Annotated in this window: 31 protein-coding genes; 15 read left to right on the forward strand and 16 right to left on the reverse strand. The window is 67.9% G+C overall.

Going from position 1 to position 26,587, the window contains the following annotated elements; all coding sequences use genetic code 11:
* Positions 1 to 30 precede the first annotated feature (30 nt).
* Positions 31 to 384, forward strand: coding sequence for a nuclear transport factor 2 family protein (locus tag JRZ79_RS20710; RefSeq protein ID WP_205251012.1), 354 nt, complete (start codon positions 31 to 33; stop codon positions 382 to 384).
* 2 nt (positions 385 to 386) lie between these two features.
* On the opposite strand, the gene JRZ79_RS20715 is transcribed toward JRZ79_RS20710, so the two are convergent.
* Genes JRZ79_RS20715 through JRZ79_RS20725 form a run of 3 tightly spaced genes read right to left on the reverse strand, consistent with a single transcriptional unit; the run spans position 387 to position 1,941 of the window.
* Positions 387 to 1,148 carry a heptaprenylglyceryl phosphate synthase gene (locus JRZ79_RS20715; protein ID WP_010903407.1) on the reverse strand — a complete coding sequence of 254 codons (762 nt, stop codon included), beginning with the start codon at positions 1,146 to 1,148 and terminating at the stop codon, positions 387 to 389.
* Positions 1,149 to 1,198: 50 nt separating this feature from the next.
* Positions 1,199 to 1,558 (reverse strand): CrcB family protein, encoded by a 360-nt coding sequence (locus JRZ79_RS20720; RefSeq protein WP_205252119.1) that lies wholly within the window; start codon positions 1,556 to 1,558, stop codon positions 1,199 to 1,201.
* Positions 1,555 to 1,941, reverse strand: a complete 387-nt coding sequence (locus JRZ79_RS20725; RefSeq protein ID WP_205252120.1) for a CrcB family protein — start codon at positions 1,939 to 1,941, stop codon at positions 1,555 to 1,557. The genes JRZ79_RS20720 and JRZ79_RS20725 overlap by 4 nt, the downstream gene beginning before the upstream one ends.
* Positions 1,942 to 2,034: 93 nt before the next feature.
* Between JRZ79_RS20725 and JRZ79_RS20730 the strand changes: the two genes are divergently transcribed.
* On the forward strand, positions 2,035 to 2,511 hold the full coding sequence (locus JRZ79_RS20730; protein WP_205251015.1) for a DUF5813 family protein: 477 nt from the start codon (positions 2,035 to 2,037) through the stop codon (positions 2,509 to 2,511).
* Positions 2,512 to 2,527: 16 nt separating this feature from the next.
* Here JRZ79_RS20730 and JRZ79_RS20735 read toward each other — a convergent pair whose 3' ends face one another.
* Positions 2,528 to 2,755, reverse strand: coding sequence for an Lrp/AsnC ligand binding domain-containing protein (locus tag JRZ79_RS20735; protein WP_010903411.1), 228 nt, complete (start codon positions 2,753 to 2,755; stop codon positions 2,528 to 2,530).
* Positions 2,756 to 3,433 carry a TrkA family potassium uptake protein gene (locus JRZ79_RS20740; RefSeq protein WP_205251016.1) on the reverse strand — a complete coding sequence of 226 codons (678 nt, stop codon included), beginning with the start codon at positions 3,431 to 3,433 and terminating at the stop codon, positions 2,756 to 2,758.
* Between the two features lie 89 nt (positions 3,434 to 3,522).
* On the opposite strand from JRZ79_RS20740, the gene JRZ79_RS20745 reads away from it, so the two are divergent.
* Entirely contained in the window at positions 3,523 to 3,762 is a 240-nt protein-coding gene (locus JRZ79_RS20745; RefSeq protein WP_012289406.1) for an Lrp/AsnC ligand binding domain-containing protein, read from the forward strand.
* Positions 3,763 to 3,780: 18 nt separating this feature from the next.
* Here the strand turns inward: JRZ79_RS20745 and JRZ79_RS20750 are convergent, their stop codons facing one another.
* On the reverse strand, positions 3,781 to 4,827 hold the full coding sequence (locus tag JRZ79_RS20750; protein ID WP_049892524.1) for a thiamine pyrophosphate-dependent enzyme: 1,047 nt from the start codon (positions 4,825 to 4,827) through the stop codon (positions 3,781 to 3,783).
* A gap of 65 nt (positions 4,828 to 4,892) precedes the next feature.
* On the opposite strand from JRZ79_RS20750, the gene JRZ79_RS20755 reads away from it, so the two are divergent.
* A complete protein-coding gene (locus JRZ79_RS20755) occupies positions 4,893 to 5,219 on the forward strand; it encodes a hypothetical protein (protein ID WP_205252121.1) in 327 nt (108 codons plus the stop codon).
* Between the two features lie 10 nt (positions 5,220 to 5,229).
* Here the strand turns inward: JRZ79_RS20755 and tmk are convergent, their stop codons facing one another.
* Positions 5,230 to 5,829: a dTMP kinase gene (tmk, locus tag JRZ79_RS20760; protein WP_010903416.1), complete on the reverse strand. Its 600-nt coding sequence runs from the start codon at positions 5,827 to 5,829 to the stop codon at positions 5,230 to 5,232.
* Positions 5,830 to 5,927: 98 nt separating this feature from the next.
* Between tmk and JRZ79_RS20765 the strand changes: the two genes are divergently transcribed.
* From JRZ79_RS20765 to cofG, 5 genes are all read left to right on the forward strand, one after another.
* Positions 5,928 to 6,815 (forward strand): complex I NDUFA9 subunit family protein, encoded by an 888-nt coding sequence (locus JRZ79_RS20765; RefSeq protein ID WP_205252122.1) that lies wholly within the window; start codon positions 5,928 to 5,930, stop codon positions 6,813 to 6,815.
* A gap of 157 nt (positions 6,816 to 6,972) precedes the next feature.
* Positions 6,973 to 8,157, forward strand: coding sequence for a tubulin/FtsZ family protein (locus tag JRZ79_RS20770; protein WP_012289408.1), 1,185 nt, complete (start codon positions 6,973 to 6,975; stop codon positions 8,155 to 8,157).
* A complete protein-coding gene (locus JRZ79_RS20775; RefSeq protein WP_205252123.1) occupies positions 8,135 to 8,929 on the forward strand; it encodes a hypothetical protein in 795 nt (264 codons plus the stop codon). Before JRZ79_RS20770 ends, JRZ79_RS20775 begins: the two co-directional genes overlap by 23 nt.
* Positions 8,929 to 9,558: a 2-phospho-L-lactate guanylyltransferase gene (gene cofC / locus JRZ79_RS20780; RefSeq protein ID WP_010903420.1), complete on the forward strand. Its 630-nt coding sequence runs from the start codon at positions 8,929 to 8,931 to the stop codon at positions 9,556 to 9,558. Before JRZ79_RS20775 ends, cofC begins: the two co-directional genes overlap by 1 nt.
* A gap of 41 nt (positions 9,559 to 9,599) precedes the next feature.
* On the forward strand, positions 9,600 to 10,718 hold the full coding sequence (gene cofG / locus JRZ79_RS20785) for a 7,8-didemethyl-8-hydroxy-5-deazariboflavin synthase subunit CofG (RefSeq protein WP_205252124.1): 1,119 nt from the start codon (positions 9,600 to 9,602) through the stop codon (positions 10,716 to 10,718).
* Between the two features lie 6 nt (positions 10,719 to 10,724).
* Here the strand turns inward: cofG and cofH are convergent, their stop codons facing one another.
* On the reverse strand, positions 10,725 to 12,086 hold the full coding sequence (gene cofH / locus JRZ79_RS20790; protein ID WP_010903422.1) for a 7,8-didemethyl-8-hydroxy-5-deazariboflavin synthase subunit CofH: 1,362 nt from the start codon (positions 12,084 to 12,086) through the stop codon (positions 10,725 to 10,727).
* Positions 12,087 to 12,233: 147 nt separating this feature from the next.
* On the opposite strand from cofH, the gene JRZ79_RS20795 reads away from it, so the two are divergent.
* From JRZ79_RS20795 to JRZ79_RS20810, 4 genes are all read left to right on the forward strand, one after another.
* Positions 12,234 to 13,250, forward strand: coding sequence for a phosphoribosylaminoimidazolesuccinocarboxamide synthase (locus tag JRZ79_RS20795; protein ID WP_205252125.1), 1,017 nt, complete (start codon positions 12,234 to 12,236; stop codon positions 13,248 to 13,250).
* Positions 13,251 to 13,770: 520 nt separating this feature from the next.
* The gene (locus JRZ79_RS20800) at positions 13,771 to 13,989 is read left to right on the forward strand and encodes a hypothetical protein (protein WP_205251023.1); all 219 of its coding nucleotides are present in this window, start codon (positions 13,771 to 13,773) and stop codon (positions 13,987 to 13,989) included.
* A 452-nt stretch (positions 13,990 to 14,441) separates the two neighbouring features.
* On the forward strand, positions 14,442 to 14,588 hold the full coding sequence (locus JRZ79_RS20805; protein WP_205251024.1) for a hypothetical protein: 147 nt from the start codon (positions 14,442 to 14,444) through the stop codon (positions 14,586 to 14,588).
* 79 nt (positions 14,589 to 14,667) lie between these two features.
* Complete coding sequence (locus tag JRZ79_RS20810; RefSeq protein ID WP_205251025.1) at positions 14,668 to 15,747, forward strand: archaeosine biosynthesis radical SAM protein RaSEA; 1,080 nt, start codon at positions 14,668 to 14,670, stop codon at positions 15,745 to 15,747.
* Between the two features lie 6 nt (positions 15,748 to 15,753).
* Here JRZ79_RS20810 and JRZ79_RS20815 read toward each other — a convergent pair whose 3' ends face one another.
* From JRZ79_RS20815 to purS, 4 genes are read right to left on the reverse strand one after another with little or no spacing between them, the layout of a single operon-like run.
* The gene (locus JRZ79_RS20815) at positions 15,754 to 16,092 is read right to left on the reverse strand and encodes a hypothetical protein (RefSeq protein WP_205251026.1); all 339 of its coding nucleotides are present in this window, start codon (positions 16,090 to 16,092) and stop codon (positions 15,754 to 15,756) included.
* Between the two features lie 45 nt (positions 16,093 to 16,137).
* Positions 16,138 to 16,305, reverse strand: coding sequence for a hypothetical protein (locus JRZ79_RS20820; RefSeq protein WP_010903427.1), 168 nt, complete (start codon positions 16,303 to 16,305; stop codon positions 16,138 to 16,140).
* Between the two features lie 53 nt (positions 16,306 to 16,358).
* A complete protein-coding gene (gene purQ, locus JRZ79_RS20825) occupies positions 16,359 to 17,033 on the reverse strand; it encodes a phosphoribosylformylglycinamidine synthase I (RefSeq protein WP_205252126.1) in 675 nt (224 codons plus the stop codon).
* Positions 17,030 to 17,284, reverse strand: coding sequence for a phosphoribosylformylglycinamidine synthase subunit PurS (gene purS / locus JRZ79_RS20830; RefSeq protein ID WP_010903429.1), 255 nt, complete (start codon positions 17,282 to 17,284; stop codon positions 17,030 to 17,032). The genes purQ and purS overlap by 4 nt, the downstream gene beginning before the upstream one ends.
* A 125-nt stretch (positions 17,285 to 17,409) precedes the next feature.
* Here purS and JRZ79_RS20835 point away from each other — a divergent pair, with 125 nt between their 5' ends.
* Together JRZ79_RS20835 and JRZ79_RS20840 are read left to right on the forward strand one after the other, a co-directional pair.
* Complete coding sequence (locus JRZ79_RS20835) at positions 17,410 to 18,321, forward strand: formyltransferase family protein (RefSeq protein ID WP_205252127.1); 912 nt, start codon at positions 17,410 to 17,412, stop codon at positions 18,319 to 18,321.
* A gap of 84 nt (positions 18,322 to 18,405) precedes the next feature.
* Positions 18,406 to 19,320: a hypothetical protein gene (locus JRZ79_RS20840; protein WP_205252128.1), complete on the forward strand. Its 915-nt coding sequence runs from the start codon at positions 18,406 to 18,408 to the stop codon at positions 19,318 to 19,320.
* A 5-nt stretch (positions 19,321 to 19,325) separates the two neighbouring features.
* Here JRZ79_RS20840 and JRZ79_RS20845 read toward each other — a convergent pair whose 3' ends face one another.
* From JRZ79_RS20845 to JRZ79_RS20860, 4 genes are all read right to left on the reverse strand, one after another.
* Complete coding sequence (locus tag JRZ79_RS20845) at positions 19,326 to 19,757, reverse strand: CBS domain-containing protein (RefSeq protein ID WP_229373357.1); 432 nt, start codon at positions 19,755 to 19,757, stop codon at positions 19,326 to 19,328.
* A 67-nt stretch (positions 19,758 to 19,824) separates the two neighbouring features.
* Positions 19,825 to 21,558 carry a S8 family serine peptidase gene (locus tag JRZ79_RS20850; RefSeq protein ID WP_231546311.1) on the reverse strand — a complete coding sequence of 578 codons (1,734 nt, stop codon included), beginning with the start codon at positions 21,556 to 21,558 and terminating at the stop codon, positions 19,825 to 19,827.
* A gap of 94 nt (positions 21,559 to 21,652) precedes the next feature.
* Positions 21,653 to 22,438 carry a hypothetical protein gene (locus JRZ79_RS20855; RefSeq protein ID WP_229373358.1) on the reverse strand — a complete coding sequence of 262 codons (786 nt, stop codon included), beginning with the start codon at positions 22,436 to 22,438 and terminating at the stop codon, positions 21,653 to 21,655.
* A gap of 29 nt (positions 22,439 to 22,467) precedes the next feature.
* The gene (locus JRZ79_RS20860; protein ID WP_205252129.1) at positions 22,468 to 26,559 is read right to left on the reverse strand and encodes a surface glycoprotein; all 4,092 of its coding nucleotides are present in this window, start codon (positions 26,557 to 26,559) and stop codon (positions 22,468 to 22,470) included.
* Positions 26,560 to 26,587: the final 28 nt, after the last annotated feature.

The following is a 26,587-nucleotide window of genomic DNA, read 5'->3' on the forward strand; positions in this document are numbered from 1 at the left end:
TTCATCGGGGAGCGCTGCGACGGTGCCGACATGTGGAGCACGGAGCCCGAGGACGTGGTCGACCGCCAGATCGCGGCGTACAACGACGGTGACGTGGCGTCGTTCGCCGCGGAGTTCGACGACGACGCCGTCGTGACGACGTTCGACGCACTGGACGGCGACGGCGACCCGATCGCGGTGGGGACGGCGGCGATCGAGGCGGCGTACGGTGAGCAGTTCGCCGAGGCGGCCCCGGAGATCAGCGTCGTGGACCGGGTGAGCTGCGGGCCGTACGTCGTCGACCACGAACACATCACGAACACGGACGGCGGGGAGCGCGATGCGCTGTGCGTCTACACGGTCGTCGAGGGGCTGATCCAGCGGCTGTGGCTCGCCTACGAGTAGCGTCAGGGGATGGTGTCGATGAATCGGTCGGGGTCCTCGTGGAAGATGTCACCCACCACGACCGCGTCGGCACCGGCGTCGAGGATCGCCCGGGTTTGGGTGCCGTTCTGGATGCCGCCGCCGTAGAGCAGCGTGGTGTCTTCGAGGTACTGGGCTGCGGCCTCGACGTCCGCGGGGCCGCCGTAGGTGCCGGAGTATTCGACGTAGAACACGGGGAAGTCGAAAAACGACTCCGTGGCGAGGGCCGCGCCGGCGACCTGCTCGGGCGTGTAGAGGGTGTCGACGCCGGACTCGGCGGCGGCCTTCGAGTCGAGGTTCTGGACCACGTATCCCTCCGCGAGCACGGCGTCGGTGAGGTCGGTGACCGCGTCTCGGCCCTTGGACTCGACGATGTCGCCGACCAGCGGGAGATTCGCCCCGGTGAGCTGCGCTGGCTTGCGGGCGGCCTGCGTGAAGAAGTCGACGTGTTTGTCGACGAAGTTCGCGGAATCGCCGTTGTAGACGGCTGGAACGGCGACGTTGTCGACGGCTTCGATGGTGTCTTTGGAGACGTGGCTGCCGCTGTAGGGCTCCTGCCACACCGGGATGTCGGGGGCTTCGGTGGCGATGCGTTCGATCGTCGCGAGCGTGTTCGACTCCGTGACGCCGTCGGAGCCGCCGACGATCACGAGATCCGTGTGCCCGAGCACGGACGCGTCGTCGGGCAGCGGATCCGCGGGGTCGACTTTCGTGATGTGGGTGACTGACCCCCAGTCGATGGTCATTACCGCGGGTTTGCTGGGGCGTGGGCTTCAGTCCTCCGACCGCGGGGTCGTCACGCGACCAGCAGCCACGCGAGCGCGATCGCGAGCCCGGCACCCAGGAGGTTGCCGAGGGCGTGGCCGGCGGCCGCCACCGGCCGGTCGGCGTCGACGAGCGCGACCACGTCGACGCTGAACGACGCGAACGTGGTGAACGCGCCACACGCGCCCGTGCCGAACAACAGCATGGTGTCGGCGTCGGCCGCGGCGAACGTGAGTGCGGCGAGCACGAACGACCCGACGACGTTCACCACGAGCGTGCCCGCGGGGTACTCCGTGGTGGGTGTGGCGGCGACGACGCGCCACCGGAGCACCGCGCCGAGCGCGCCGCCGGCGGCGACGAGCACCGCCGGCGGAACCACCGGGCCGGTCATCGCCGATCACCCCGCGCTGTGGCGGCGATTGCGCGCCCAACGAGCACGCCCGCGAACCCGAGGGCGTATGTCGTGGCGACGTTCGCGGCCATCCAGCGCGGCGCGAGGCCTGCGGTCTGGACGGCGAACGTGCTGTACGTCGTGAACGCCGACAGGCAGCCGGTCCCAAGCAGCGTGTGGGCGTCGGCGGAGAGCGCGCTGTCGGTGGCGGCGGCCTCGTAGGCCAGCGCGCCGAGCGCGAGGCTCCCGGCGGCGTTCGCGGCGAGCGTACCCAGCGGGCCGGCGATCACCTGCGCGACGGTGTACCGGAGCACTGCGCCGACGGCCCCGCCAACGGCGACGAGCGCTGTCGACCGCGCGTCGATCCGGAGTGGGATCCCCATCGTGGTCCGATTGCGGGTGGGCGCGCGTGTAGCTGTCGAAGCGCCGCGCCGCCAGCGCAACGTCCAAACGGCCCGGCACCGTAGAGGCGGTCAATGGACGAGATCGCCGGTGAGTTCGAGTCTCACGGTCGGTTCCGGGCGGTGGCGGAGGGATCGTTTGCGCCGACGACGAACGACTGGGAGGCGGTGGTTGCCGTGGAGCCGCCGGGCGTCGAGATCGCGGTCGTGGTGCCGACGCTGGACGCGGCGACGACCGAGCAGGTCGCGGACGTGGTCAGCGACGGCTGGTACGAGACCTTCGAGCGCCGCGTGCGGGACGCTGACAGCGTCACGCGCGCCGAGGACGTGTCGGTGTCGGCGGTCACGCGGGCGGGCGGCGAGATCACGGTGACGTTGACGATGGCACCGCGCTCCGGGATGGCCGCCGACGACGCGCTGGCGCTGGTGAACTACGTGGAAGGAACGTGGTTCCAGGGGATCGTGCCGGGCTACGACTACATCGAGGCGGTGCAGGCGATGCGCGAGCAGGCCGCCCAGAACGCGCAGGAAGCCGGCGGAACGCCGCTGTAGGACGGGGTTGGCCGGCCTACATGGAGATGTAGGTTTCGGTGTCTTCGACGCCGCGGCGGTTCTGGATGGGGGCGGTGACGATTTCCTTGACGTCGGCGGGCGTGTCGACGTCGACTTTCGCGATGAGGTCGACGTCGCCGGCGACGATGTGGGCGTTGACGACGCCGTCGATGGTCGCGATCTCGTCGAGCAGTTCCTCCGCACGGCCGGTGTTGGCTTTCACGAGGACGTAAGCGACGACCATTCAGGCCACCTCCGTTGGCGGGGCGTTGCCGACGAGGATCTGGCGGACGCTGTCGAGGGTGTCGAACTCGGCGAGGACCGCGATCCGGTCGCCGGTTTCAAGCGTTTCGCTGGGCAGGGGTAACGCCAGCGAGGCGTCGTGTTTCCCGAACGCGAGCAGGCGCGCGCCCGCCGGGAGCTCCAGCTCGCTGATGCTGTAGCCACGCATGGGGGCGTCGTCGGTGACCGTGAGCTGGACGACCTGGAGGTGTTCGGCGAGGTCGGCGATGGCGGTGACGTTGCCGCCCAGAAGGGCGTTTTTCGCGCCGATCGCGCCGAGGCGCTCGGGGTAGACGATCTCGTCGACCTCGTCGGCGTATTTGCGGTAGATGTCCTCGCGGTAGTCCTCGTCGATCCGGAGGACGGTGCGGCAGTCGTGGTGGTTGCCCACCATGCAGGCGATGAAGTTCGTGTTGAGGTCGCTGGTGAGCGCGCCGATCGCGTCGGCGGTGTCGATGCCGGCGTCCAGCAGGGTGTCCTCGCTCGTGCCGTCGCCCTCGACGACGTCGAAGCCCTCGGTGCGGGCGCGCTCTGCCCTGTCGTAGTCCTGTTCGATGACGGTGACGGCGTGGTCCTCGTTCGTGACGACCCGGGCGGTCCGGGAGCCGACGCGCCCAGCCCCGACGATAACGATGTCCATGTGTTCCAGTACGATGTGCCACAACAAATAAGTTTGTGTGATGGTCTCATGCAGCAATGCTTTTGGTGTGTGCCACGGTACAGAGAGGCATGACACGCGCATTCGTCATGGTGAGCGCCGGTGCAGGTGCTGTCGCGGACATCTGCGACGCAGTCACAACAATGGAGGGCGTGACCGATGCCCGCGTCGTGGCGGGCAACTACGACGTCATCGCGGAGGTCGGTGGCGAAGACGTCGTCGATCACATCCTACAGAACGTGTCGACGGAGATCGGGACGATAACCGGCGTGACGGACACGAAGACGTACATCACGCTGGCGACGGCGTGAGCGCGGCGGACGCCGCGCTCAGAACTCCATCTCCTGTGGATCGTGGGTCTCCAGCCACGACTCCAGCCACGCCTTCTGGTCGTCGATGCGGGGCGTGCGCTCGGCGTAGACGTGATCGAACAGCTCGTCGACGGCGGGCGCGCCGGCTGCTTCGGCGGTTTCGACGGCGTCGTCGATCTCGTCGGCGGCCGCGTCGAAGCACTCCTCGACGAACCCGGCGTCGATGACGCCCTGGTCGTGGAGGTAGTCGGCGTACCGGTCGACCGGATCGGCGGTCCGCCACGCCGGCAGGTCCTCCTCCTCGGGGCGGTACCGGTCGGGGTCGTCGCTGGTCGTGTGTGCGCCCTGCCGGTAGGTCAGGCTCTCGACGAGAATCGGGGTGCCGTCGCGGGCACCAGCCAGCGCGTCGGTCACCGTCTCGTAGACGGCGAGCGGATCGTTGCCGTCGACCTGCACGCCCTCGAAGCCGTAGGCGTCGGCCTTCGCCGCGATGGAGTCGCTTGCCGTCTGGCGTTCCCGGGGCAGCGAGATCGCCCAGTTGTTGTTCTCACAGAAGAACACCACGGGCGCGTCGAACACGCCCGCGAAGTTCATGCCCTGGTGGAAGTCCCCCTCGGAGGTTGCGCCGTCCCCGAAGTACGCCAGCGACGCCTGCCCGCTGTCGGTGTAGGACATCGCCATCCCCGCGCCGACCGCGTGCGGGATCTGGCTGGCGATCGGGACGGCCTGCGGGAAGACGTTGTGGTCGTGGTCGGAGTGGAACTCCGCGCGCCCCCGCCGGAAGAGCAACAGATCGCTTGCGGGGACGCCACGGGCGAGCTGCATGGCGTTGGAACGATACGTGGGGAACAGCCAGTCGTCGCCGGCGAGGGCGTGTGCCGCCCCGACCTGCGACCCTTCCTGTCCTTTGAACGGTGGGTACCCTGGCATCCAGCCGCGGCGTTGGAGGGCAAGCGCGCGCTCGTCGAAGTGCCGGGCGCGAACCATGTCCCGGAGAACAGCGCGCGCTTGCTCCTCACTCACGTCGACAGCGTGGAGATCACGGGCCCCGATGACGCGGTGCATATCCGGCCGGACTGTGGGCAGGTACTTACCGATAGCGAAAAGCCCCACGAGGCAGTACACCCGGTATGGTTTCGGCCGCCACCGCTGCCGGTGTTGCCCTCATCGTGGTCGTGCACGCGGCGATCGCGGCGTTCGCCGCGCGGTTCTTCCGCATCACGCTGAACACGCGACTGGGGGCGGTGATCTACACGCTCGTACTCGTGCCCGTTGTCTACGTCGTCACGACGATCCTGTTCGGAGTGCTTGGGGTTGGCGCGGGCACGTTCGCGGATCCCGGATCGCTGATCGTCACCACGTGGGCGTTCCCGTTCTTCCTGGGGTGGTCGGTGCATTTGTTCTGGCTGCCGCCGGTCGAGGAGTTCAGCGACCGCCCGGAGAACACCCGACAGTAGGGCGGCGCGCTCACGCCCAGGCGTCGTCCGGCAGCGCGTCGGCGAGCGCCGCTTCGGCGTCCGCGATCACGGCCTCCGGGGACTGTGTGGCGTCGATGCGGACGAACCGCTCGGGGGTGTAGTCGATGAGCTGCTCGTAGTTCGCCCGGACGTCGGCGAGGAACGCGGCGGTCTCGAACTTGTTGGTTGCGCCGGACCGCGCGGCCCCCGTGTCGGGGTCCACGTCGAAGTAGAGGGTCACGTCCGGGGGGCGCGTCCAGGGCTGGTGGATGCCCCGGACGTACTCCATGGCGCGCGGGACGGTGTCGGCCAGCGTCGCGCCCTGGTAGGCGTACCGGGAGTCCGAGTAGCGATCCGAGATCACGACATCCCCGCGGTCGAGCGCCGGAGAGACGACACGCGAGAGGTGGTCGGCGTGGTCGGCGGTGAACAGGAACAGCTCGGCGATCGGGTCGGCGTCGGCCGCGGATTCCGACCGCCGGACGGCCTGGCCGTACTGCGAGTCCGTCGGCTCGGCGGTGAACGTGACGCCGTCGTCGTGGGACGCTCGAAGCGACTCCCAGACCGTGGTCTTCCCGCTTCCGTCGAGTCCCTCAAGCGTGACGAGCATACCCGAGGTGACGACCAGCGGCGTACAAACGCCCTTCGGATCGGCGGTCGGCGGCGTCGTTGCATACTTTTACGATGGCCGCGTGTGTGTGTGACAGTATGGACGTGTTGGTTACTGGCGGGACGGGGTTCATCGGCACACACCTCTGTCGAGAGTTGGACGATCGCGGCCACGACGTGACGGCGTTCGCACGGGAGCCGGCTGACGCGGCCCTCCCGGCGGACGTCACCCGCATCGTGGGCGATGTCACGGTCAAGGAGACGGTCGCGAACGCGATCGACGGCCACGATGCGGTGGTGAACCTGGTGGCGTTGTCGCCGCTGTTCAAGCCCTCCGGCGGCGACAGCCGCCACCTCGACGTGCATCTCGGCGGCACCGAGAACGTGGTTGCAGCGGCGTCGGAGGCCGGCGTGGAGTACGTCCTCCAGTTGTCAGCCCTCGACGCCGACCCCACGGGACCGACCGCGTACCTGCGGGCGAAGGGGCGCGCCGAGGAAGCGGTGCGGTCGTCGGATCTCCACCACACGATCGTGCGGCCGTCGGTCGTGTTCGGTGACGGCGGGGAGTTCGTCCCGTTCACGAAGCAACTCACGACGCCCTACGTCACGGGACTGCCCGGCGGCGGCGCGTCGAAGTTCCAGCCGATCTGGGTCGGTGACCTCGTGCCGATGCTCGCGGACGCCCTCGGCACGGAGGCCCACTGGGGGGAGACCTACGACATCGGCGGCCCGGACGTGCTGACGCTGGCGGACGTGACCCGGATGGCGTATCGCGCGGCCGGGAAGTCGGTGCGCGTGCTTCCGGTGCCGATGCCGTTGGCTGCGGTGGGGCTGACGCTCGCGGACCCGCTGCCGTTCGTGCCCATGGGTGCCGACCAGTACCGGTCGCTGAAACTGGACAACACCACCAGCGCCAACGACGTGACCGCGTTCGACGTGGACCCGTCGACACTGCGGACGCTGGCAGCGTACCTCGGTGTCGAGTGATGGGAGGACAGTTACATGAATGCCGTCTGATGCGGGGCGACGGCGGGCGACCAGAACGGGCGTGTAGCGGGCGTACTGGGCGTCCAAGCGGGCGTCTGACGCTCGTCTGCAAAAGCCTTATACAGCCGTTGGCGCTTTACCTTGGCAAGGATTCCGCATGAAACTGGCAATGATCGGGTTCGGTCAGGCGGGCGGGAAAATACTCGACAAGTTCATCGAGTACGACGAGCGCCACGGGTCGGACATCGTGCGCGCCGCCGTCGCCGTCAACACCGCCAAGGCTGACCTCATGGGCTTGGAGCATATCCCCGAAGAGAACCGCGTGCTGATCGGGCAGTCGCGCGTCAAGGGACACGGGGTCGGAGCGGACAACGAACTCGGCGCGGAGATCGCCGAGGAGGACATCGACGAGGTACAGGGGGCCATCGACTCCATCCCCGTCCACGAGGTCGACGCGTTCCTCGTGATCTCGGGGCTGGGCGGCGGCACCGGCTCGGGTGGATCACCGGTCATCGCGAAACACCTCAAGCGCATTTACACGGAGCCAGTCTACGGGATCGGCGTGCTGCCCGGGAGCGACGAGGGTGGCATCTACACGCTGAACGCGGCGCGGTCGTTCCAGACGTTCGTGCGGGAGGTGGACAACCTCCTGGTGTTCGACAACGACGCCTGGCGGAAGTCCGGGGAGTCCGTGCAGGGCGGCTACGACGAGATCAACGAGGAGATCGTCACCCGGTTCGGCATCCTGTTCGGCGCGGGCGAGGTCGAGCAGGGCGGCGATGTCGCGGAGTCCGTCGTCGACTCCAGCGAGATCATCAACACGCTGGCCGGCGGCGGCGTGTCCACGATCGGCTACGCCTCCGAGACCGTGGACAACAACAGCGGCGGTGCCGGCAGCGGGCTGTTGTCCCGGTTCACCGGCGACGACGACGAACTCGAGGACACCGCCTCAACGACCAACCGCATCACCAGCCTCGTGCGGAAGGCCGCGCTGGGGCGGCTCACACTACCGTGTGAGATCGAAGGCAGCGAGCGCGCGCTGCTGGTCACGGCCGGCCCGCCGAAGTACCTGAACCGGAAAGGCATCGAGCGCGGGCGGAAATGGCTCGAAGACCAGACCGGATCGATGGAAGTCCGGGGCGGCGACTACCCGGTGTCGAACTCCGATCAGGTGGCCTCCGTGGTCCTGTTGTCGGGCGTCAACGACGTCCCGCGCATCAAGGAGCTTCAGGAGGTCGCCATCGAGGCCCAGGACAACATCGACGAGATCCGAGAGGAAAGCGAAGATAACTTAGAAGAGTTAGTCGAAGACGACGAGGATGAGCTCGAGCCATTATTCTGAGCTCGGGGCTGTCCTCGCTGTCGTGGCGCTGCTTGCAGTGGCGGCGACACCGGCGGCTGCAGTGTCGGTCAGCGGGGACGAGCCGAGCACGGCGCAGGTCGGCGAACAGCAATCGACGACGTTCGAGGTCGCGGAGCCGTTCAGCGACTACGAGGAGTGGACGCTGCGCGCGGAGACCGACCTCGAAAACGTCACGTGGACGATCCAGACGTTCGACAACGCCGGCAATCAGGTCGACGAGGAGACGCTGACCGGACAGACCATAGAGTACGACTTCGACGCCGCGACGGCGGTGACGCGTGCGGACGTCCAGATCGAGGGGACGACACCGGGAACGGAGACGTTCCAGTGGAGTTACGACCCCGAGCAGACGGTGACCTACGCGTCCTTCGAGCAGACCCAGCGCGGGGGCTCGACGAGCCAGATCGGATCGGCCTTCGAGACACGGCCGTACACGACCGACAGCCGGGAGGCTCGCAGGGCGATCGATGACGCGGAGGCCGCGGTCGAGCGCGCGACCGACGCCGGCGGAAGCGTCACGGGCGCGGAACGCGACGTTCGCGACGCCATCGAGTTCTACAACGCCGGCGAGTTCAACCAGGCGGTCACGAACGCCAACGAGGCCGAGAGCGCCGCGAGCAGCGCACAGAGTTCGGCCAAGCGCACCCGGCTGTTGATGTACGGCGGCGCTGCGGTTGTGGTGTTGCTGGTGCTCGGTGGGCTCGGCTACTGGTATCTCCAGCAGCGGGACACCTACGACAAGCTGGGGTGATGCGGACGGTCGTGCCGTTCGACCCTCGGGATCCGAAGTCGCGGCTTGCGGAGTTCTTTGCGGACGCCGAGGAGCGGCGTGGGTTCGCGTACGCAATGCTTGCAGACGTGCTTGGGGCGGTGCGGGACGCGGGCGGCGACCCGGTGGTGGTTGCGACGGCTCCGGTGTCGCGGCCCGTCGACGCGCCCGTGACCGTTGACGACCGCGCGCTGTCGACGGCGGTGGCGGCCGCGATCGCCGACGGGCCGCTCCCGACGGCGGTCGTGATGGCGGACCTCGCGCTCGCCACGCCGGACGCCATCCGGCGGGTGTTCGCCGCCAGCGGGGACGTGGTGCTCGCGCCCGGCAGCGGCGGCGGCACGAACGTGGTGCTCGCGCGGACGGCCGACGTGCCGGTGTCGTATCACGGCGTGTCGTTCCGGGATCACGTGACGGCGGCCGAGCGCGCCGGGTTGACCGTCACCACGGTTGATTCGTTCCGGCTGGCGGCCGACGTCGACGACGCGTCGGATCTCGTGGACGTGTTCGTGCACAACACGCGCCGGACCCGGGAGTGGTTGATCGCCGGCGGGTGGCGGCTCGCGGTGGACGACGGCACGCCAACCGTGGTCCGGGAACCCAACGACTAACCGCGCGACGGCCGGACGCGTTGGCATGAAGTGGCGTCTGGATGTGGGGGTGTGCCGTGACTGAGACACAGTTCGGCGGCGACGAGTACGACGTGTCAGTGTCGGTCTCCGAGGCCGCCGTGGAGCGCGCCCTCGACGTGCGTCCGGCGGACGTGGCGCCGGCGTCCAGTCTCACGTTCGCGCGCAACGTCTTCGTGCCGCTGACGACGGCGTGTCGGTACACGTGTACGTACTGCACGTACTACGACGTGCCCGGTGAGGCGTCGTTGTTGACGCCGGAGGAGATCCGCGAGCAGTGCCGTGTTGGGGCCGATGCGGGCTGCACCGAGGCGCTGTTCACGTTCGGCGACCAGCCCGACGACCGCTACACTGCGATCCACGAGCAGCTCGGCGAGTGGGGCTACGACTCCATCCACGAGTACCTGCGGGCGGCCTGTGAGATCGCGCTCGAAGCGGGGCTGTTGCCCCACGCCAACCCCGGCGATCAGACGCGCGCACAGATGGCCACCGTGGCCGACGTGAACGCGTCGATGGGGGTGATGTTGGAGACAACGGCGGACGTACAGGCCCACGGCGGCCCACGCGCGAAATCCCCCGAGCAGCGCCTGCACACGATCGACGTGGCGGGCGACCTGGGCGTGCCCTTCACCACGGGCGTTCTCGTGGGGATCGGCGAGGACTGGCGGGACCGCGCCGAGAGCCTGCTCGCGATCCGGGCGCTGCACGAGCGCCACGACCACGTCCAGGAGGTGATCGTGCAGCCGGTGCGTCCGAACGCGCGCTGGCAGGGCGAGCCGCCGGGCGCGGAGACGATGCGTCGCGTGGTGGCGATGGCGCGGGCCGTGCTCCCGGCCGAGGTCGGGGTGCAGGTGCCGCCGAACCTGACGGACGTGCGCGGGCTGGTCGACTGCGGCGTGGATGATCTGGGCGGCGTTTCGCCCGTGACCAAAGACCACATCAACCCGGACTACGCGTGGCCGGCCCTCGACGAGCTGTCGGCCATCGCCGACCACGCGGGGGTGCCGTTGCGCGAGCGCCTGCCGGTGTACGAGCGGTTCTTGCCCGCCGACGGCGGGACCGCCGGTGACGGCTGGGTGAGCCAGCGCATCTGGCGCGCGATCGAGGACGGCGACCGGTACGAGGCGGTGCGCGCGGAGTGACGGCGGTTAGTCGCCGGCGCTGTGGGGTGGCGTGCCGGCGCGCTCGGACACCAGGGGCGTGCCGTCGGCGTTCGGTCCGACGTGGGGGCCGATGGTGTCCGCGTCGGGGTTGATGACGTGCCGAGTCGTGTAGTCCGTGGAGCGCTCGACCGGCGTGCGGCCGATGGCCGAGATCATCTCGGCGTAGTCGGCGACCGACCGGAACTCGCCGTGTTGGCCGCCGGCGCGCTTCGTGATTTCCTCGCTGAGGATCGTGCCCATGAAGTCGTCGGCGCCGCAGTTCAACAGCGCCAGTCCCTTCGCGTCCCCGAACTTCACCCACGACGACTGGATGTGGTCGATGTTGTCGAGGAACAGCCGCGAGACGGCGATCATGAGTTCGTCTTCGGCGTCGCTGGCGCCGCCGTCGACGACGCCGCGCTCGTAGAGGGGTGTCTGCTCGTGGATGAACGACAGCGGGACGAACTCCGTGATGTTGTGGGTGCGGTCCTGGAGGGCGCGGATCACGTCGAGGTGGTGGATGCGGTGGGCGGCGTTCTCGACGTGGCCGTACATGATGGTGGCGGTCGTTCCGAGGCCGGCGTCGGCGGCGGCTTCCATGGCGGCGACCCACTCGTCGGTCGTCATTTTGCCGGGACAGATGACGTCCCGGACTTCGTCGACGAGGATTTCGGCGGCGGTGCCGGGAACGGTGTCGAGGCCGGCGTCGGCCAGCGTCTCGTAGACCTCGTCGTAACCCCAACTCACCCCGCGCTGGGCGTGGTGGGCTTCCTCGGGCGTGATCGAGTGGACGTGTGCGCCGGCCTCGCTCATCGCCGCGATCTGCGCGGCGTACGTCGTCGGGTCCGTGTCGTACGCTTCGGGGGGCTTGTAGTTGTGGTCGGGGTCGTCGGGGTCGAGGGCGTCGCGGTGGGCCTCGTTCAGTCCGAACGCCGGGTGCAGCCCCGAGACCGACGTGACCTCGGAGACGCCGCGTTGGATGGCGTCCGCGACCGTGGCTTTCGATTCGGCGGGCGTCTTGGTGAAGCCGCCGTGAGCCGCCTCGTGCTCGGTTTCGAAGCGGTGGGCGGTGTCTTTGAAGTTGCAGAACAGGCAGCCGGTGTTGCAGGCCGTGGTGACGTTGTTGTTGAGGTTGGCGACGAACGTCACGTCGTCGCCGACCACGTCGGCCCGGCGGCGGTCGGCGGCCTCCAGGACGAGTTCCTTGCGTCGCGGGTCGATGCCGTCGGTGTCGGTGCCCGTGGTGATGAGTTCGATGCCGTCGGCGACGGTGAGGCGGCGGCCGTCACGGGCGTTCGCCAGCGCGTTCTCGAACGACTGGTCGGTGCTCGGGACCACGTCGAAGTCGAGAGCGCTGGCGTCGGTCATTGTCGATGGCACCGGTTGCACGGGCAAAAACCCTGCCACAGCGGCAGGCGGATCCGTACGCAAATTCGTGGACAGACTGCGCGCAGAGGAATGGCGTGTACGCACGCAAGTGAAAGATTGATGGGGTGGGGTCCCAGGCATAGTGGTATGGCGAGCGTCAAAGACCGCCGGGTCGAGTCACCAGCAACGGACACCGACCTCGGGCGGGGTGTCTTCGAGTTCAGCGACCGGTATTCGGTGTTCGACTGGGGGGAGATGCCCGACCACGTTCCGGGCAAGGGGGCCAGCCTCTGCACCATGGGGGCGTACACGTTCGAACAGCTCGCGGCCGCGGGCGTCCCCACACACTACCAGGGCGTGCGGACGCCGGGTGGGGAGACGGTGCGCCTGGCGGACGCCCCCGAGGCACCCACCCAGATGGTGATCGACCTCACGCAGGTGCCCACGCTCCCGTTCGAGGACGGGAGCTACAACTACGACCGGTACCACGACGCCGGCGGCAGCAACTACCTCGTGCCCCTGGAGGTGGTGTTCCGGAACGCCGTGCCGGTCGGCTCCAGCCTCCGGACGCGGTGTGCCCCCGCGGACGTCGGGATCGACGCCGACGAATGGCCCCAGGGACCCGTCGAGTTGCCGGAGACGATCGTGGAGTTCTCGACGAAGTACGAGGAGCAAGACCGCTATCTGTCCCGGTCGATGGCCGACGAGATCGCGGGCGACGCCGACATCGCGGAGCTGGACGCGCTCGCGCGCCGCGTGAACGAAACCATCACCGACTGCGCGGCCGACGCCGGCTTCGTCCACGACGACGGCAAGCTCGAATGCGTATACGTCGACGGCGAGGTGCGGGTCGCGGACGTCGCCGGGACGTTCGACGAGAACCGCTTCCGGTTCGACGGCCGAGAGGTCTCCAAGGAGGCGGTGCGGCAGTTCTACAAGCGCTCGGCCCCCGAGTGGGTCGGCGCCCTCAAAGACGCCAAGCGGGCGGCAGACGAGCGCGGCGTCGCCGACTGGAAGTCCCTCTGTGAGCCGTCCCCGGACCCGCTGCCGCCGGAGATCCTGCAGGCCGCGGCGGACCTGTACGCCGCGGGCGCGAACCGCTACACGGCCCGCGAGTGGTTCGACGCGCCGCCGCTCGGCGACGCGCTCGACGCCTTCGAGTGATGCGGCGGCGGTCGTCGTGGTCGCGGTGTCCTGCATTCTGGCTGGCGGTTTGAACGGAACCTCTGTGAAACGAGTGTTGGAGACGCCTATCAGAATGTCTGAGCTAAACAGTTCCAGATCTCACCTACAGAATCATGATTGATGTTCCGATGAATTCAGAGCGGTTTCGAATTTGACACCCGGAAAAGTAAATCAGGAAAGGAAAGACAACATCAAAATATAGTGGAACATTTTGGCATTAAAGAACAAAAGAAGCCGAGGATGATTCTATTGTGATATTACCATTGTGCATGACGTGCATCTGTTTTCACCAGTATGTTCTGGTTGACGAAGAGCATCAAATAGCCCGGAGGACATAACAGACGAATCAAACGCCCGCCATTATTTACCCCACCAGCTATTCAAAGATTCGGACGTAAAATTTCAGCGATATGATTAATCATTAAGTCCTTTAGTGTATAGAATAAGACCCTCACGGCACCACCACCACTTTTTTATTGTCCAGCAGCGAGCAGAATATATGGTCGAATTGAACACTTGGTTGAAAAATAACCCCCTCTATGGGAGCCTAGTGTTTGGAGGGATGGTACTCATCAGCGTCTTCATCTGGAGTGTTATCGCCAATTATCCAGAGCCAGCAATGAAGACCGTTACCGACCCAGACACCCTAACTATTTCTCTAGCTGTAACAGTATTATCTTCAGCAACATACGTAATTTTCTCGTCTAAATACGGCTAATTACCAATAGAGGCGATATACCAGATCTACCCACAGACGAAGAGGAGAACTCTATTTACCGGCGACTTGGGTGCAATAAATGGGAGGAATCATGGATAGATACGCACATACAGTTCCACTTACGGGCTGTCTCGTTGTACGCTAATCATCACGAAAGCGGCACTCGGAGACAAGGCCGTACCGGGTTTCTCAAGCGACTAGAACGGATTAGCGACATTGTCCGAGAGTTCACCCGTCAATGTGACTTTGAATGCATCCTGATAGCCAGAGAATGTCAATCTGTACGACAGGAGTTGGCCTCCTTTCGCAGTAGACCGAGGAGGATGAAGAATAGGATACCACCCTGGTTAGTAAAACAATGAACAAGCCAGTTACCGCCGATATGAACCGGATGGATTAGACAAGGAGCTGAGAATATACAACGGAAGTGACTTTGGTGGACTGGAGAGGTCTTGAAGCACGCAACAGTCATCGACGCGGCCACCGGCCGGAGTTCGCGAATCGGCGTCCAGACGCCCGACGACGAGGACGACGAGGACGAGCAGCGGGCGCGCGGCGTCGGCTGGCTCCGGGCGGTCCGTCGTTGGTTCGGCGTCTGAAGCGCTCCGGTTCGTCGGTTTCCCGGGCGGACACCGACAGACGAAGCCGCTTTACGCCCGCGAGTCCTCGTCGCGGGCAATGAGCGAGCCGAGCGCGGACGTCTACGAGCAGGGGCGCGGGATGGACGCCCACAACAAGGTGATGCGGGAGTTGCGGGACGAGAAGGGCGCCAAAGACTACGACCCCCGGGAGCCGACGCGGGTCTGGCTGGACGAGGACAACACGCCGGACGGCGTCTACAACAGTCTCACGATCATCCTGAACACGGGCGGGTGTCGGTGGGCGCGGGCCGGCGGCTGCACGATGTGCGGGTACGTCGCCGAGTCCGTGGAGGGCGGCTCAGTCGCCCACGAGGACCTCCTGGCGCAGATCGACGAGTGCCTCGCCCACGAACGCGCGGAGGGCGACGAGCAGGCCGGGCTCATCAAGATCTACACCAGCGGGTCGTTCCTCGACGAGCGCGAGGTGCCCGCCGAAACCCGGCGGGCCATCGCCGAGACGTTCGCGGACCGCGAACGCATCGTCGTCGAGAGCCTGCCGGATTTCGTGGATCGGGAGAAGATCACGGATTTCACCGCGGTCGGCCTGGAGACGGACGTGGCCGTCGGCCTGGAGACGGCGACCGATCGGGTGCGCCACGACTGCGTGAACAAGTACTTCGACTTCGAGGACTTCGAGGCCGCCTGCGCGGAGGCGCGCGCGGCGGACGCCGGCATCAAGGCGTACCTCCTGATGAAGCCGCCGTTCCTCGCCGAGTCGGAGGCGATCGCGGACATGCAGTCCTCGATTCGGCGGTGTGCGGCCGTCGATGGCTGTCACACGGTGTCGATGAACCCGACGAACGTTCAGCGGTACACGATGGTCGACCAGCTGCATTTCCGCGGTGGCTACCGGCCGCCGTGGCTCTGGAGCGTCGCCGAGGTCCTGGAGTCGACGGCGGACGTCGACGCCATCGTGGTCTCGGACCCGGTTGGTCACGGCAGCGACCGGGGGGCGCACAACTGCGGGGAGTGCGACGACCGCGTGCAGAAGGCCATCAAGGACTTCGACCTGCGCCAGGACCCGTCGGTGTTCTCGGAGGTCGCCTGCGAGTGCGAGGCCACGCACGAAGCGGTCGTTGAACGGGAGACGGCCTACAACCTCCCGCTGGCGGAGTGAGTGCGGTCAGAGTGACAGCGCCGACTCGCCGGCCAGCAGCCGGTAGCTCTCCAGGGTGCCCGCCATCGAGGGGGCGTCGTCGTCATCGTGGCGCTGCGTGCCGTAGTCCATCCACTGGCCACGCGTGTAGCTGTACATCTCGAAGCCCGTGGCCGTCTCAACGACGACGTCCACGACCGCGTCCGCGGGGGCGTCGTCGGGAACGACTGTGGAGCGGACGCCGTCATCGTGGTCCATCACCCAGACGGCGCGGGCGTCCGCGGTGTCGTCGAGGCGGGCGCGGGCTTCGTCGGGTGACAGCGGGCGGGCGGGCCAGTCGTCGCCGGCCGGTTGTGGGGCGTCCATGCGCGACCTACGTGGGGATGCCGTATCGGCGTTTCCCCGACGACGTTACTCGGCGAAGTAGCTCGTGAAGAACCCCGAGAGGAACGCCGACACCGCGACAGCCAGCGTGACCTGTTCGAGGTCCCAGGGGCCGTCGTCGGCAGCGTACACGGTGGCGGCGACACTGACGACGAGCGAGACGATACCGTTCGTGACGTGTTTTTTGACTGCCATATGTGGTATTGGGGGGACCAGGGTCTACACTGTTTCGGTGGCGGGTGGAAGCGCTACGCGAACGCAGTGAGGACGCCCTGGCCGTCCGTGGCACCGAGCGCCGGGAGCGTCGCGCGCTCGGGGTGGGGCATCATGACCGCAACGTGGTCGCGGTCGCCCGTGACGCCGGCAACGGCGCCCGTCGATCCGTTCGGGTTCGCCGCCTCGGTGACCTCGCCGTCGGCGTTGCAGTACCGGAAGAGCACGCGGTCGTCGGCCACGAGGTCCGCGTAGGCGTCGTCGTCGATTTCGAAGCGTCCCTCGCCGTGCGCGATGGGGATTTCGAGGACGTCGCCCTCGCTGTAGGCGGCCGTCCACGGCGTGGTGGCGTTCTCGACGCGGAGGTGGACGCGCTCGCACTGGAAGCGCGCGCTGGCGTTCGTCGTGAACGCGCCCGGCGCGAGGCCGGCTTCGCAGCCGATCTGGGCGCCGTTGCAGACGCCGAGAACCGGGACGCCGTCGGCGGCGAGCGCGCGGACCTCCGCCACGACCGGCGACTGGGCGGCCATCGCACCCGCGCGGAGGTAGTCGCCGTACGAGAACCCGCCGGGGACGACGACGCCGTCGGTGTCAGCGGGAAGCCCGTCGTCGTGCCAGGCGACCGCGGCGTCGACGCCGAGGTGGGCGAGCGCCCGGACGGCGTCGCGGTCGCAGTTCGAGCCGCCGAAGCGAACGACTGCGACCGTCATTCGCGGGCTTCGACCGCCACGTCGTAGTCGTGGATGGTCGGGTTGGCGAGGAGTCGGTGGGCCATCTCGTCGGCGCGCTCGGCGGCCGCCTGTTCGTCGTCGGCGTCGAGGTCGATCTCGAAGCGGTCGGCCGACCGGAGCGCGTCGAGTTCGAACCCGAGGCGTTCGAGGGCTTGCTGGGTGGTTTCGGCCTCCGGATCGAGGACGCCGTGTTGGAGTCGGACCGTCACCGTGGCGGTGTACGCGGTCATCACATCGGTGTGGACTTTCGTGTGCAATCACTCTTTTGGAACGCTACGATAATACACGTTCATGAGTTGCGAGAGGGCCACTCACGTGGGACACATCTATCCGTATCGACGACCTCCGGGCGTGTATGTCCAGCGAACAGCACTCCCGCAGTGTCGCCGAAAACGACTACACCGAAGTCACGGTGGTCGGAGCCGACCGCACCGGGATCGTCGCTGCGGTCACGGGACTGCTGTTCGAGCACGGCGCGAACATCGAAGACGTCGAGCAGACCGTCCGCGACGGCGTCTTCCGCATGACGCTGCTCGCGGATTGTGGGTTCGCAGACGGCGCGGAGCCGGTCACCGACCGCGCGGCCTTCCGGGCGGCGCTTGACGACACCGGTGACGAGCTCGGCGTCGACGTGCGGGTTCGGTTCCCCGACGAACGCGACGACGGCATCGCGGTCCTCGTCACGAAAGAAGACCACTGCCTGCGCGCGCTCCTTGAGGCCGACCTGGGCGCGCCCGTGAACGTCGTCATCGGCAACCACGACACCCTCGAAGCGGTCGCCGACGAGCACGACGTCCCGTTTCACGACATCGGCGACGACACGGGCACCCCCGACGAGGAGCGCCTCCTGGAGTTGCTCGCGGCGTACGACACCGACCTCGTGGTGCTTGCGCGATACATGCGCATCCTCAGCCCGGACGTGGTGTTCCGGTACGCGGGCCACATCGTGAACGTCCATCCAAGCCTGCTGCCGGCGTTCCCGGGCGCACAGGCCTACCGGCAGGCCGTCGAGGCGGGCGTGCGTGTCGCCGGCGTCACCGCACACTACGTCACCACCGACCTCGACCAGGGGCCGATCCTCACCCAGCGCGCGTTCACCGTGCCGCCGAACGCGTCGGTCGCTGCCGTCAAGGACCGCGGCCAGCCCCTCGAAGCGGACGCGCTCGTGGCGGCGGTGCGCGCGCACCTCGCCGGCGACACGACGGTGCGGCGCGGCGCGGTCGCGGTCGACGGCCCACACGAGTACGGCGCGCTGGCCGACGACTGAGCCGGGGCGTTTCACAGCAATCTTATACGTTCCAGTCGTGGCTGCCGGCGTGAACAACGGAGACAGTGTGCTGCGGAGGGGGCGATGATCTCGGACCTCGCGGCAGCCGCCCGCAGCCTCCGGTACGCCGGCTTCGACGCGGTCCGCGAGTTCGCCTCGCGGACGTACTACGGGCTGCGATCACACAGCACCCCGGACCCGATCCTGGACGCGGAATGGGACATGCTGGTCGTGTTGGATGCCTGTCGGGCGGACGTGTTCGCCGACGTCGTCGGCGGCGGGGAGTACGACTTCGACAGTGGCGGAACGGCGACATCGCCGGCAAGCACGTCGACGGAGTGGCTCACCGCGGTGCTCGGGAGCGCCAGCGACGACGCCCTTGCGGACGTCTCCTACGTGACCGGGAACCCGTACTCCTCGCGCACCATCGACACGAGCCGGCTGGGCGGCTACGAGGCGGTCTGGGAGTACGGCTGGGACGACGCCCAGGGTACCATCCCACCCGGCCCGGTGACCGACGCCGCGATCAGGGCGGGGCGCACCCACGACACCGACCGGCTGATCGTCCACTACATGCAGCCCCACTTCCCCACCGTCTTCGACGACGACAGTGGCGGAGTCGCCCTGGACGACTGGGGCGACCAGCCGATGTCCGTCTGGGAGCAACTGCGGTTCGGCCGGCGCTCCGTCGCGGACGCCTGGCGGGACTACGAGCGCAACCTCGAAGCCGTCTTAGAGGACGTCGCGGTGTTGCGCTCGAACGTCGACGCCGACCGGACCGTGCTCACCGCCGACCACGGGAACGCGTTCGGTGAACACGCCATCTACGGCCATCCCGGCGGCGTCGATGTTCCGGCGCTTCGGGAGGTGCCGTGGTGTGAGACCACCGCCAGCGACGAGCGGACGCGCGAACCTAGCGGTGGTCGTGGCGGATCCGTGGAGGCGACCGACGCGTCGGTCGTCGACGACCGACTCGAACAGCTCGGCTACAAGACCTGACGCAGTCAATCGGGCGTCTGCTCCCAGGCCGTGCGTTCGCGGAGCGCGTGCTCGGCGTCGGCGTCGAGGTGATCCCGGACACCAACCAGATCAGTAGTGGTAACGATGCCGACGAGGTCGAGGCCATCCGCGACCGGGAGGTGACTGACGCCGGCATCGCGGAGGGTGTGTGCAGCCCGGTTGGCGGTCGCAGACGGAGACACCGTCTCCAGGGGCCGGGACGCCGCGGCGTACACTGGGATTTCGTCGAACGGACGGTCGTGTTCGTGGCCGGCGGCGACGAAGTCGTGCTCGGTGAGGATGCCCGCGGGGTTGTCGTCGCGGGTGACGACGACGCTGCCAACACCGGTCGCAAGCATGCGGTCGGCGGCGTCGTGCAACGACGCGTCGGCCGGGACCGCCACGACGGCGGTGGTCATGATGTCGTCGACGCGCACACGCAAGGGTACAGCAGCCGGGAACTTGGTGATTACGTCACACACCCAACAGTTGGGCGGGGTGGTGTCACTCGACTTGGCGGGTGAGCGCTTGGACGTCGTGCATGTCGAATTTGCCGTCGCCGGTGACGTCGAAGGCAGTGGTGCCCTCCGGGACGGCGTTGCGGAGCGCCAACTGGTAGAGGAGTTCCACGTCGGCCATGTCAACGACGCCGTCGCCGTTGACGTCCTCGTAGACGCCGTCGTCGTCGGGGTCGGCGGGGTAATACGTGGTGCCGTCGAATTCGAGGCCGCCCGGGAACGGGATGGGCTTTTCGACGGCGCGTTGGATGTCGATGTGGCCCGCGCCGCGGAACGTCTCGGAGGCGTAGCGGTCTTCGAGGGTGCCGTTGTCGTACGTGTCCGGGGTGGTGTCGCCGGCGCTGAAGTAGTCGACCTGGTAGTCCGACCGGACGTGGGCGGCGGTGTGTTTGATGTGGGCGATGATCTGGCGCGTGGTCGCGCCGGGGTTCTGTGCCGCCACGACGGCGGCGAGGCCGGTGACGTGTGGTGCCGCCATGCTGGTTCCGTGCAGCGTGCCGTACATCCCGGAGCCGGCGTAAAGCCCCGAGCCGCCGCCGGGGCCGGTTCGCGCGAACCCGAACGAATCGACGGCCGGGGAGAGCGTGCTGAACACGCCGTCCCAGAGCGAGCCCGACGACCCGACGTTCCCGCCCGGGGCGCTGACGTCGACGGAGTCCGGGCCGTAGTTGGTGTAGACGGCGGGCGTGTGCGTGGGGCTGTTCGTGCCGAAGTCCGGGACACCGTCGCCGTCGGCGTCCGGGGGCTGGGCTTCGAGCGTGGGGACCGCGCTTCGTGGTCCGGTGCCCGAGACGGAGATCCATCCGGGGTGGCTGCCCTTTCCGGTGTTCGTTACCTGCGGTTCGAAGTCGTCGATGTTGGTGTCGGCGTTGCCGGCGGACTCGACGAGGACGGCGTCGTTGTCGACGGCGAGCTCGCCGATGCGCCGGTAGGCCTTGACGCTCAGGTGCTGGCTGACGCTCGGCGACACCGGGCTGGACGGCCCGAGACTCAGGTTCACTGCGTCCGCGCCCGCTCGGATCGCCGTTTCGGCGGCGTTGAGGATCGATGCGCTGGATTTGAACGGGAACACCTTCATGTCCAGGAGCGTCGCGTCGGGCGCGACGCCGACGGCGTATGGGCCGCCGCTGGACGCGCGGGCACCGGTAGCCGCCGAGATGCCGGCGCAGTGCGTGCCGTGACTGCTGTCGGCGCTGGTTCCCAGTGAGTCATCGAGGGAGAAGTTGCCCGAGCGGCTGGTGTCGACGGTGAGATCCGGGTGGCTGGCGTCGATCCCGGAGTCCACGATGGCGATGGTCGTGCCCTCGCCGGTGACGTCGTTGTCGTGGATGGCGGCGACGTTCTGCTCGGCTTTCGACCACTGGAGTGGGTGTGGCTGTGGGATGTCGTCGTCAGTGGTGTCGAAGGAAGCCGACTGTGCGCCGTCGGGGAGCTCGTCGGGCACGTCCGCGGGGGAGACGCCAGTGATCGTCGGCGGGTCGATGGAGAGTTCGAACTCCGGGGCGAAGTCCAGGCCGTAGCCGGTGAGGGCTTGCTCCGAGCCGGAGACCGACGCGAAACCGACGGACTGGGCTTCGTCGATGACGTCGACGGCCTCTCGCCAGGCGTCGCTGGTGGCCGACTGCGTGTCGACGAGGAACTGGTCGTCGCGGACGCGCTCGGCGGTGACGGGCTGTGTCGTGGCTGAGAGGCCGCCGATCGCTGCGGCGGCTGTCTTCATGAACGTTCGCCGGGTCTGTCTCATAGCATCCGTATATACTACCAGTATACAAATAACTACGCCATCTCCAGCCACCGAGCGCGCGGCGGCGCGGTTATCGCAGCCGGCCAGCCAGCAGCGCCGCCGCAGCCATGCCGCCCAGCGTGATGACGCCCCCGAACCCGGGGACGGTCCCGCTGGACGCGTCGTCCGTATCGCGTTCGGTTGTGGTCGTTGATGCTGTCGGTGCCGCCGTGCTCGTTGCCGTCGACGTGTCTGGCGTCGTGGTCGCTTGGGTGGTGGGTTGGGAAGTCGCCGTCGTCGTTGTCGGCGTTTGGGTCGCGGCGTTCACCGTCGTCGCGTCCTGGCTCGCGCTCCCGGCAGCGACACTGCCGCCGCCACCGCCGCCAGCACTGCCACCGCCACCGCCTCCGCCACCGCCTCCGCCACCCGCCTCGTCGCCACTGCCGCCGGTGTCGCCGTCTGTGCCACCACCACTGTCGGTGCCATCGTCAACGTCGCTGCCGCCCGACGGGCCGAGCGTGAACTCCACCTCCGTCGACCCGGCCGCGGTCCACTCGAACTGGGCGGACTGGTTGCGGGCGGTCACCGTCACGGACCGCCCCGCAGAGACGGCGTCAGCGGGGACGATCAGATCGTAGTATCCACTGTCAGCGGTGGTGTTCGAGGCGACAACGGAGCCGTTGTGTACCACCTCGACGGTGACGTTGCCGGCGGGGTGGCCGTCAGCATCACTGACAGTGCCGAAAAACCGGTGTGGCGGTGTCGGTGGCGACGACGCCGCGGCTGCGGTGCTGCCCGCAGCGGCCAGCGCTGCGATCACTGCGACGGCTGTGACGACGACTGCTGTTCGCCGGATCGTGGGTCGTATCGTGTCCATGGAATCAAACATCGCGTGGCGGAGGTGTGTTAGTTGTCGGCGGGCGCTGCGGTGTAGGCTTCGTCCTCACGGACGAAGACCCAGTAGCCCTCGCTGCGCTCCATCGTCTCGAAGTCGCCGGCGGAGTGGGAGGTGAACGCCACGCCGTCGGCGGTCTCGTCCTGTGCGAGGACGCTGTACACGGCACCCTCAGAGACCGAGGACAGCGCGGTGTCGACTGGCTGCTCGAAAGCCCGGTACTGGCCGACGAGGTTCCACCCCTCGCTGAGCGATTGGGCGGTCGGTGCCGGCGCGCTCGGGTCCGCGCCCGCGGCGGCGCCAGCGATGTTGTAGACGTTCACCGGAACGGTGGACGCGCGATCCATGACGAAGACGTAGCCCGCGCCGCCTTCGAGCGCGGTGAGGCTGTTCTCCCTGGCGTCCGGATCGTATGCGTCCCAGGCGTCGGCTGCGGCGTCGTAGGCGTAGATCGCGTCGACCGCCGACGTGTCGATCTCGGACAGCGGCACCGCGCCGCTGGTGGCCGGCACCGATACGTAGTTCTGGCCGCGATCCAGCCGGAGGACGTCCGTGTGCACGACGGTGCTGGCGCCGGTCGCGCCTTGCGTGCCGGTGCGGTCGGTGTAGCTGTCGCCGTCGATAGTCACTGCCGGGCTGGTGCCGGTCTGGATGTGGCCCTCGACGACGACGCTCACGCTACCGAAGAGGCCGCCGTCTTGGACAGCCACGATCTCGCCGTCGAACCCGTCGATGGAAACGTCGCGGGGCGTGATGTCGCCGGCGTCGATTGGCTCGTTGAACAGCACGCGGACCCGGGTGGTGTTCAGCGCGTCGCCGGGTTGGGCCTCGCTCGTGACAGTGTGGAGCACGGCGTCGGTCGGGCGGGGTGGCGTCGTGTCGATCTCGGCGGTCCGCGAGAGCACCCGCCCATCGACCGTCCCCGACACCTCGTAGCGGCCGTCGGCGACGGCTCCGTCGGCGTGTGGGACCGTGACCGACGCTTCGTAGACGCCGGCGTTGATCTCGGTGAAGTCGTCGGGGCTGAGCGTCGCGGTGAACCGGTCGTCGAGGGTGAACTCCTCAAGCGACGCGAGCTCACGGGTGGCCTCGGTCACGGTGAGGCCGTTCCCGACGGCGGCCTCGATGTCGTTCAGCGTCGTGACCCGGAGCGTTATCGTGTCGCCAGCGGTGGTGGTCGTGAGCCCGAGGTCGATGCCGAACGTCGTCGACGCCGCCGGCATCACGTTGCCGCTGGTGTCGACGACGCTGTCGGCGGTCACCGAAAGCGAGTCGTCGACCAGGTCGGCGGCGGTCAGCGCCTCGTCGAGCGTGATCTCGACCGTCTGTGGGTCGAGTTGGGTGGCGGCCGTGATGGTGCCTGCCGACGCGTTGTTCCCGTCCTCGAACGTGAAGTTGGCGGCGGTGAGGCCGCTGCCATCGGGTGCGCTAACGATCTCGTCGAATCGAACGGTCAGCGTGGTGGCCCCCGGCTCGGCGACCACCTCCTTGAAGCCGGGCGTGTGCTCGGGCGCTGCGGTGCCGGTCGTCTCCGTGTCGGCCAGCGGTGCCGCGTTCGCGACCGGGTGGCCGACGGTGTCGGTGACGCCGGGCGCGCGGACCTGTACGGACTCCGAGCCGATGGCGTCCACGGAGACCGACCGGTTCAACAACAGGACGGCCTCGTTGTCGGCGGTGAGGAACTCCGGGAGGACGTCGTCGATGGCGTAGTCGTCGCTGGTGATCGCGAGGTTCTGGGCGGAAACGGACGACCCGTCGACGGGCTCGGAGAACAGCACGGTCACGAGCCGCGTCTTCCCGCCGGCGTCCGGGCTCGCGCCGGGGTTCGCTGCGGCGGCGGTGATGGTCGGCGCAACGGTGTCTTTCTGGACCGTTTTCGTGGTGGAAACCGTGTTCTCGGCGGCGTCGGTCAGGGTCACCGTGACGTCGACAGCGCCGCGATCGAGCGCGGTCGCGTCGAACGTGAACGTCGCGTCCCCGGTGACGTCGGCGGCGGTCTTCGAGCGGGTGGTGCCGCCCGATCCGCGGAGGGTCACGGCGGCCTCGACGGGCTCGTCACCCGTCGTGATCGAGACGTCGTAGCTGCTGACGGTGCGGTTGTTGATCGGGCCGGCATCGGCGCTGCGAACGGTCGGCGCGGTGGTGTCGGCGACCACCGCCGAGCTGGCGGGGACCGCGCGCGGATCAGCGTCGTCAGTGTCGGTGAACGCGTCGGCGCGAACGGAGACGGCGTCCGTGCCGATGTCGGCGGTCGTGACGGCGCTGTCGAGTGTCAGGTCGATGGATGCGGGGCCGCTGGCGGTGGCTGCCGTGATGGCGCCCGCGCCGTCGTTGGTGGCGTCCTGGTAGACGAACTCGTTCGGGCTGGGGTCGCCGTCGACGGCCGCGACGCGTTCACTGAACGTCGCGGTGACCGTCGTGCTCCCGGTGTCGGTTTCCACGCCGTCGAGGGTTGGCTGCGCGGCGTTCACGTCCAGGGTAGCACTGGCGACGGTGCCCTCGATGATCGGTGTGGCGCTCGTGTTGAGGTTCGTGAGTCCGCGTTCGTCGGTGGCGGTCACGTAGACGGTGTAGTTGCTGTTGTCCGTGACTTCGCGGACCCACTGGAGGGCCACGTCGACGCGCTGTTTGCCGGGGGCCATATCGATGTCCTTCGACACGCTGGCGGCCGACGCGTTGGCGAGGTCACCGGCGGTGAAGTTGCCAGCGTCGGCGGCGGCGACGAAGTGGACGGTGGCGCTGGTGGCGTTGGTTGCGTCGTCGTAGGTGTAGTTGACGGCGACGGTGTCGCGTGGTGAAACGTCCGTCGAGGCGTTCAGGGACACCGCCGAAACGTCCGGGGGTTCGTCGTCGATGACGACGACCGGATCGGTCGTCCGTGTGACGGGGCTGCCGGAGCCGTCGTCGACCGTGACCGACAGCGTGTACGCGCCGTCGGCCAGCGGGGCGTTCTCAGCCAAGTCCAGCGTGAGGCGCTGGGTCGCGTTCGCCACCAGTGGGCTGTCGGAGATGTCGAACGTGGCGGTTTCGGTGCTGTTGGCCGCTGCCAGCGTTATACTGACGTCGGCGCTGCCGCCGGAGACCGGCTGGTTGTAGCGGTACGCCACGTCCAGTGCGTCCGTGGACTGGTTGACCGTGCGGGTGGACGGTGTGACGACCACCAGTGGGGGTGTGTCGGTCGTGGCGTCGGCCGTGATGGCCATGCTGGCTGCGGATACGGTCGTGGGTGGTGAGTCGGTGGTGCGGAGCGCACCGGACTCGACGCCCACGGTGTCGACGCCGAGGTCGGCGGCGGTGACGCTCTCGTTCACCGAGACCGCGACCTGGGTGTCACCGTCGAGGTCGCGCACGGCGGTGACCGAGCGGTTGCCGGTGTCGTTGGCGTCGGTGTACGTGACGTTGGCGGCGGTGATGCCGCTGTCAGTCGCCACAACCGGCTGGCTGAACGTCAACACCACCGTTTGGTTGGTGGTGTCGCTGCCGTCGAGTTCGACGCTGTCGAGGCTGACCGTCTCGTTGTCAGTGGGAGCCGTGTCCGCGGCCAGGGTTTCGGGCGCGCCGTCGGTGGCGGGGTCAGTGGTGCCGGTGGTGTTGCCTTCGACCCAACTCGCGCGTGTGTCCAACGCCAAGGTGGCGTTGGACTGGGTTGCGTTGGCCGCGACCGTGGCCTGCACCCGGAGTTCGGTTGTGGTGTCGTCGGGGATGGTGCGGTTCGTGATGTCGAGTTGCTGTGGCGAGGTGAACGCCGCGGGGGCCGTGGTGCCCAACGACGTCCCGCTCCCGTCGAGGACCTCGATTTCGGAGATGTTCGATGCGGAGACGGTGTTGCTGGTGGCCCCCGAGAGGGTGAGCCCGGTCAGGACGGTGTCGGCGTCGTCGTCGCCACCGTCGGCGTCGCGTGCATCAATCGTCTGTACGACTGCGGTTTCGTTTGGCGTGAGGTCCCCGGCGTCGGTCGCTTGGTCCTGGAACGCCTCCGGGCCGGCGTTTGCGGCGGCGGCGGCAGCGCCGGTGAACGTGGTGGCACCGGCGAGCACGGAGAGAACCAGCAGCGCAGCGAGGGCGACCGCGCGCAACTTGGTGGTGGGGGTGTGGTCTGTCATGGTAGGATCGGCTGTGTCGTGGCGTGCA

This window comes from Halobacterium sp. BOL4-2 (genome assembly GCF_016917835.2).
Lineage (GTDB): Archaea > Halobacteriota > Halobacteria > Halobacteriales > Halobacteriaceae > Halobacterium > Halobacterium salinarum.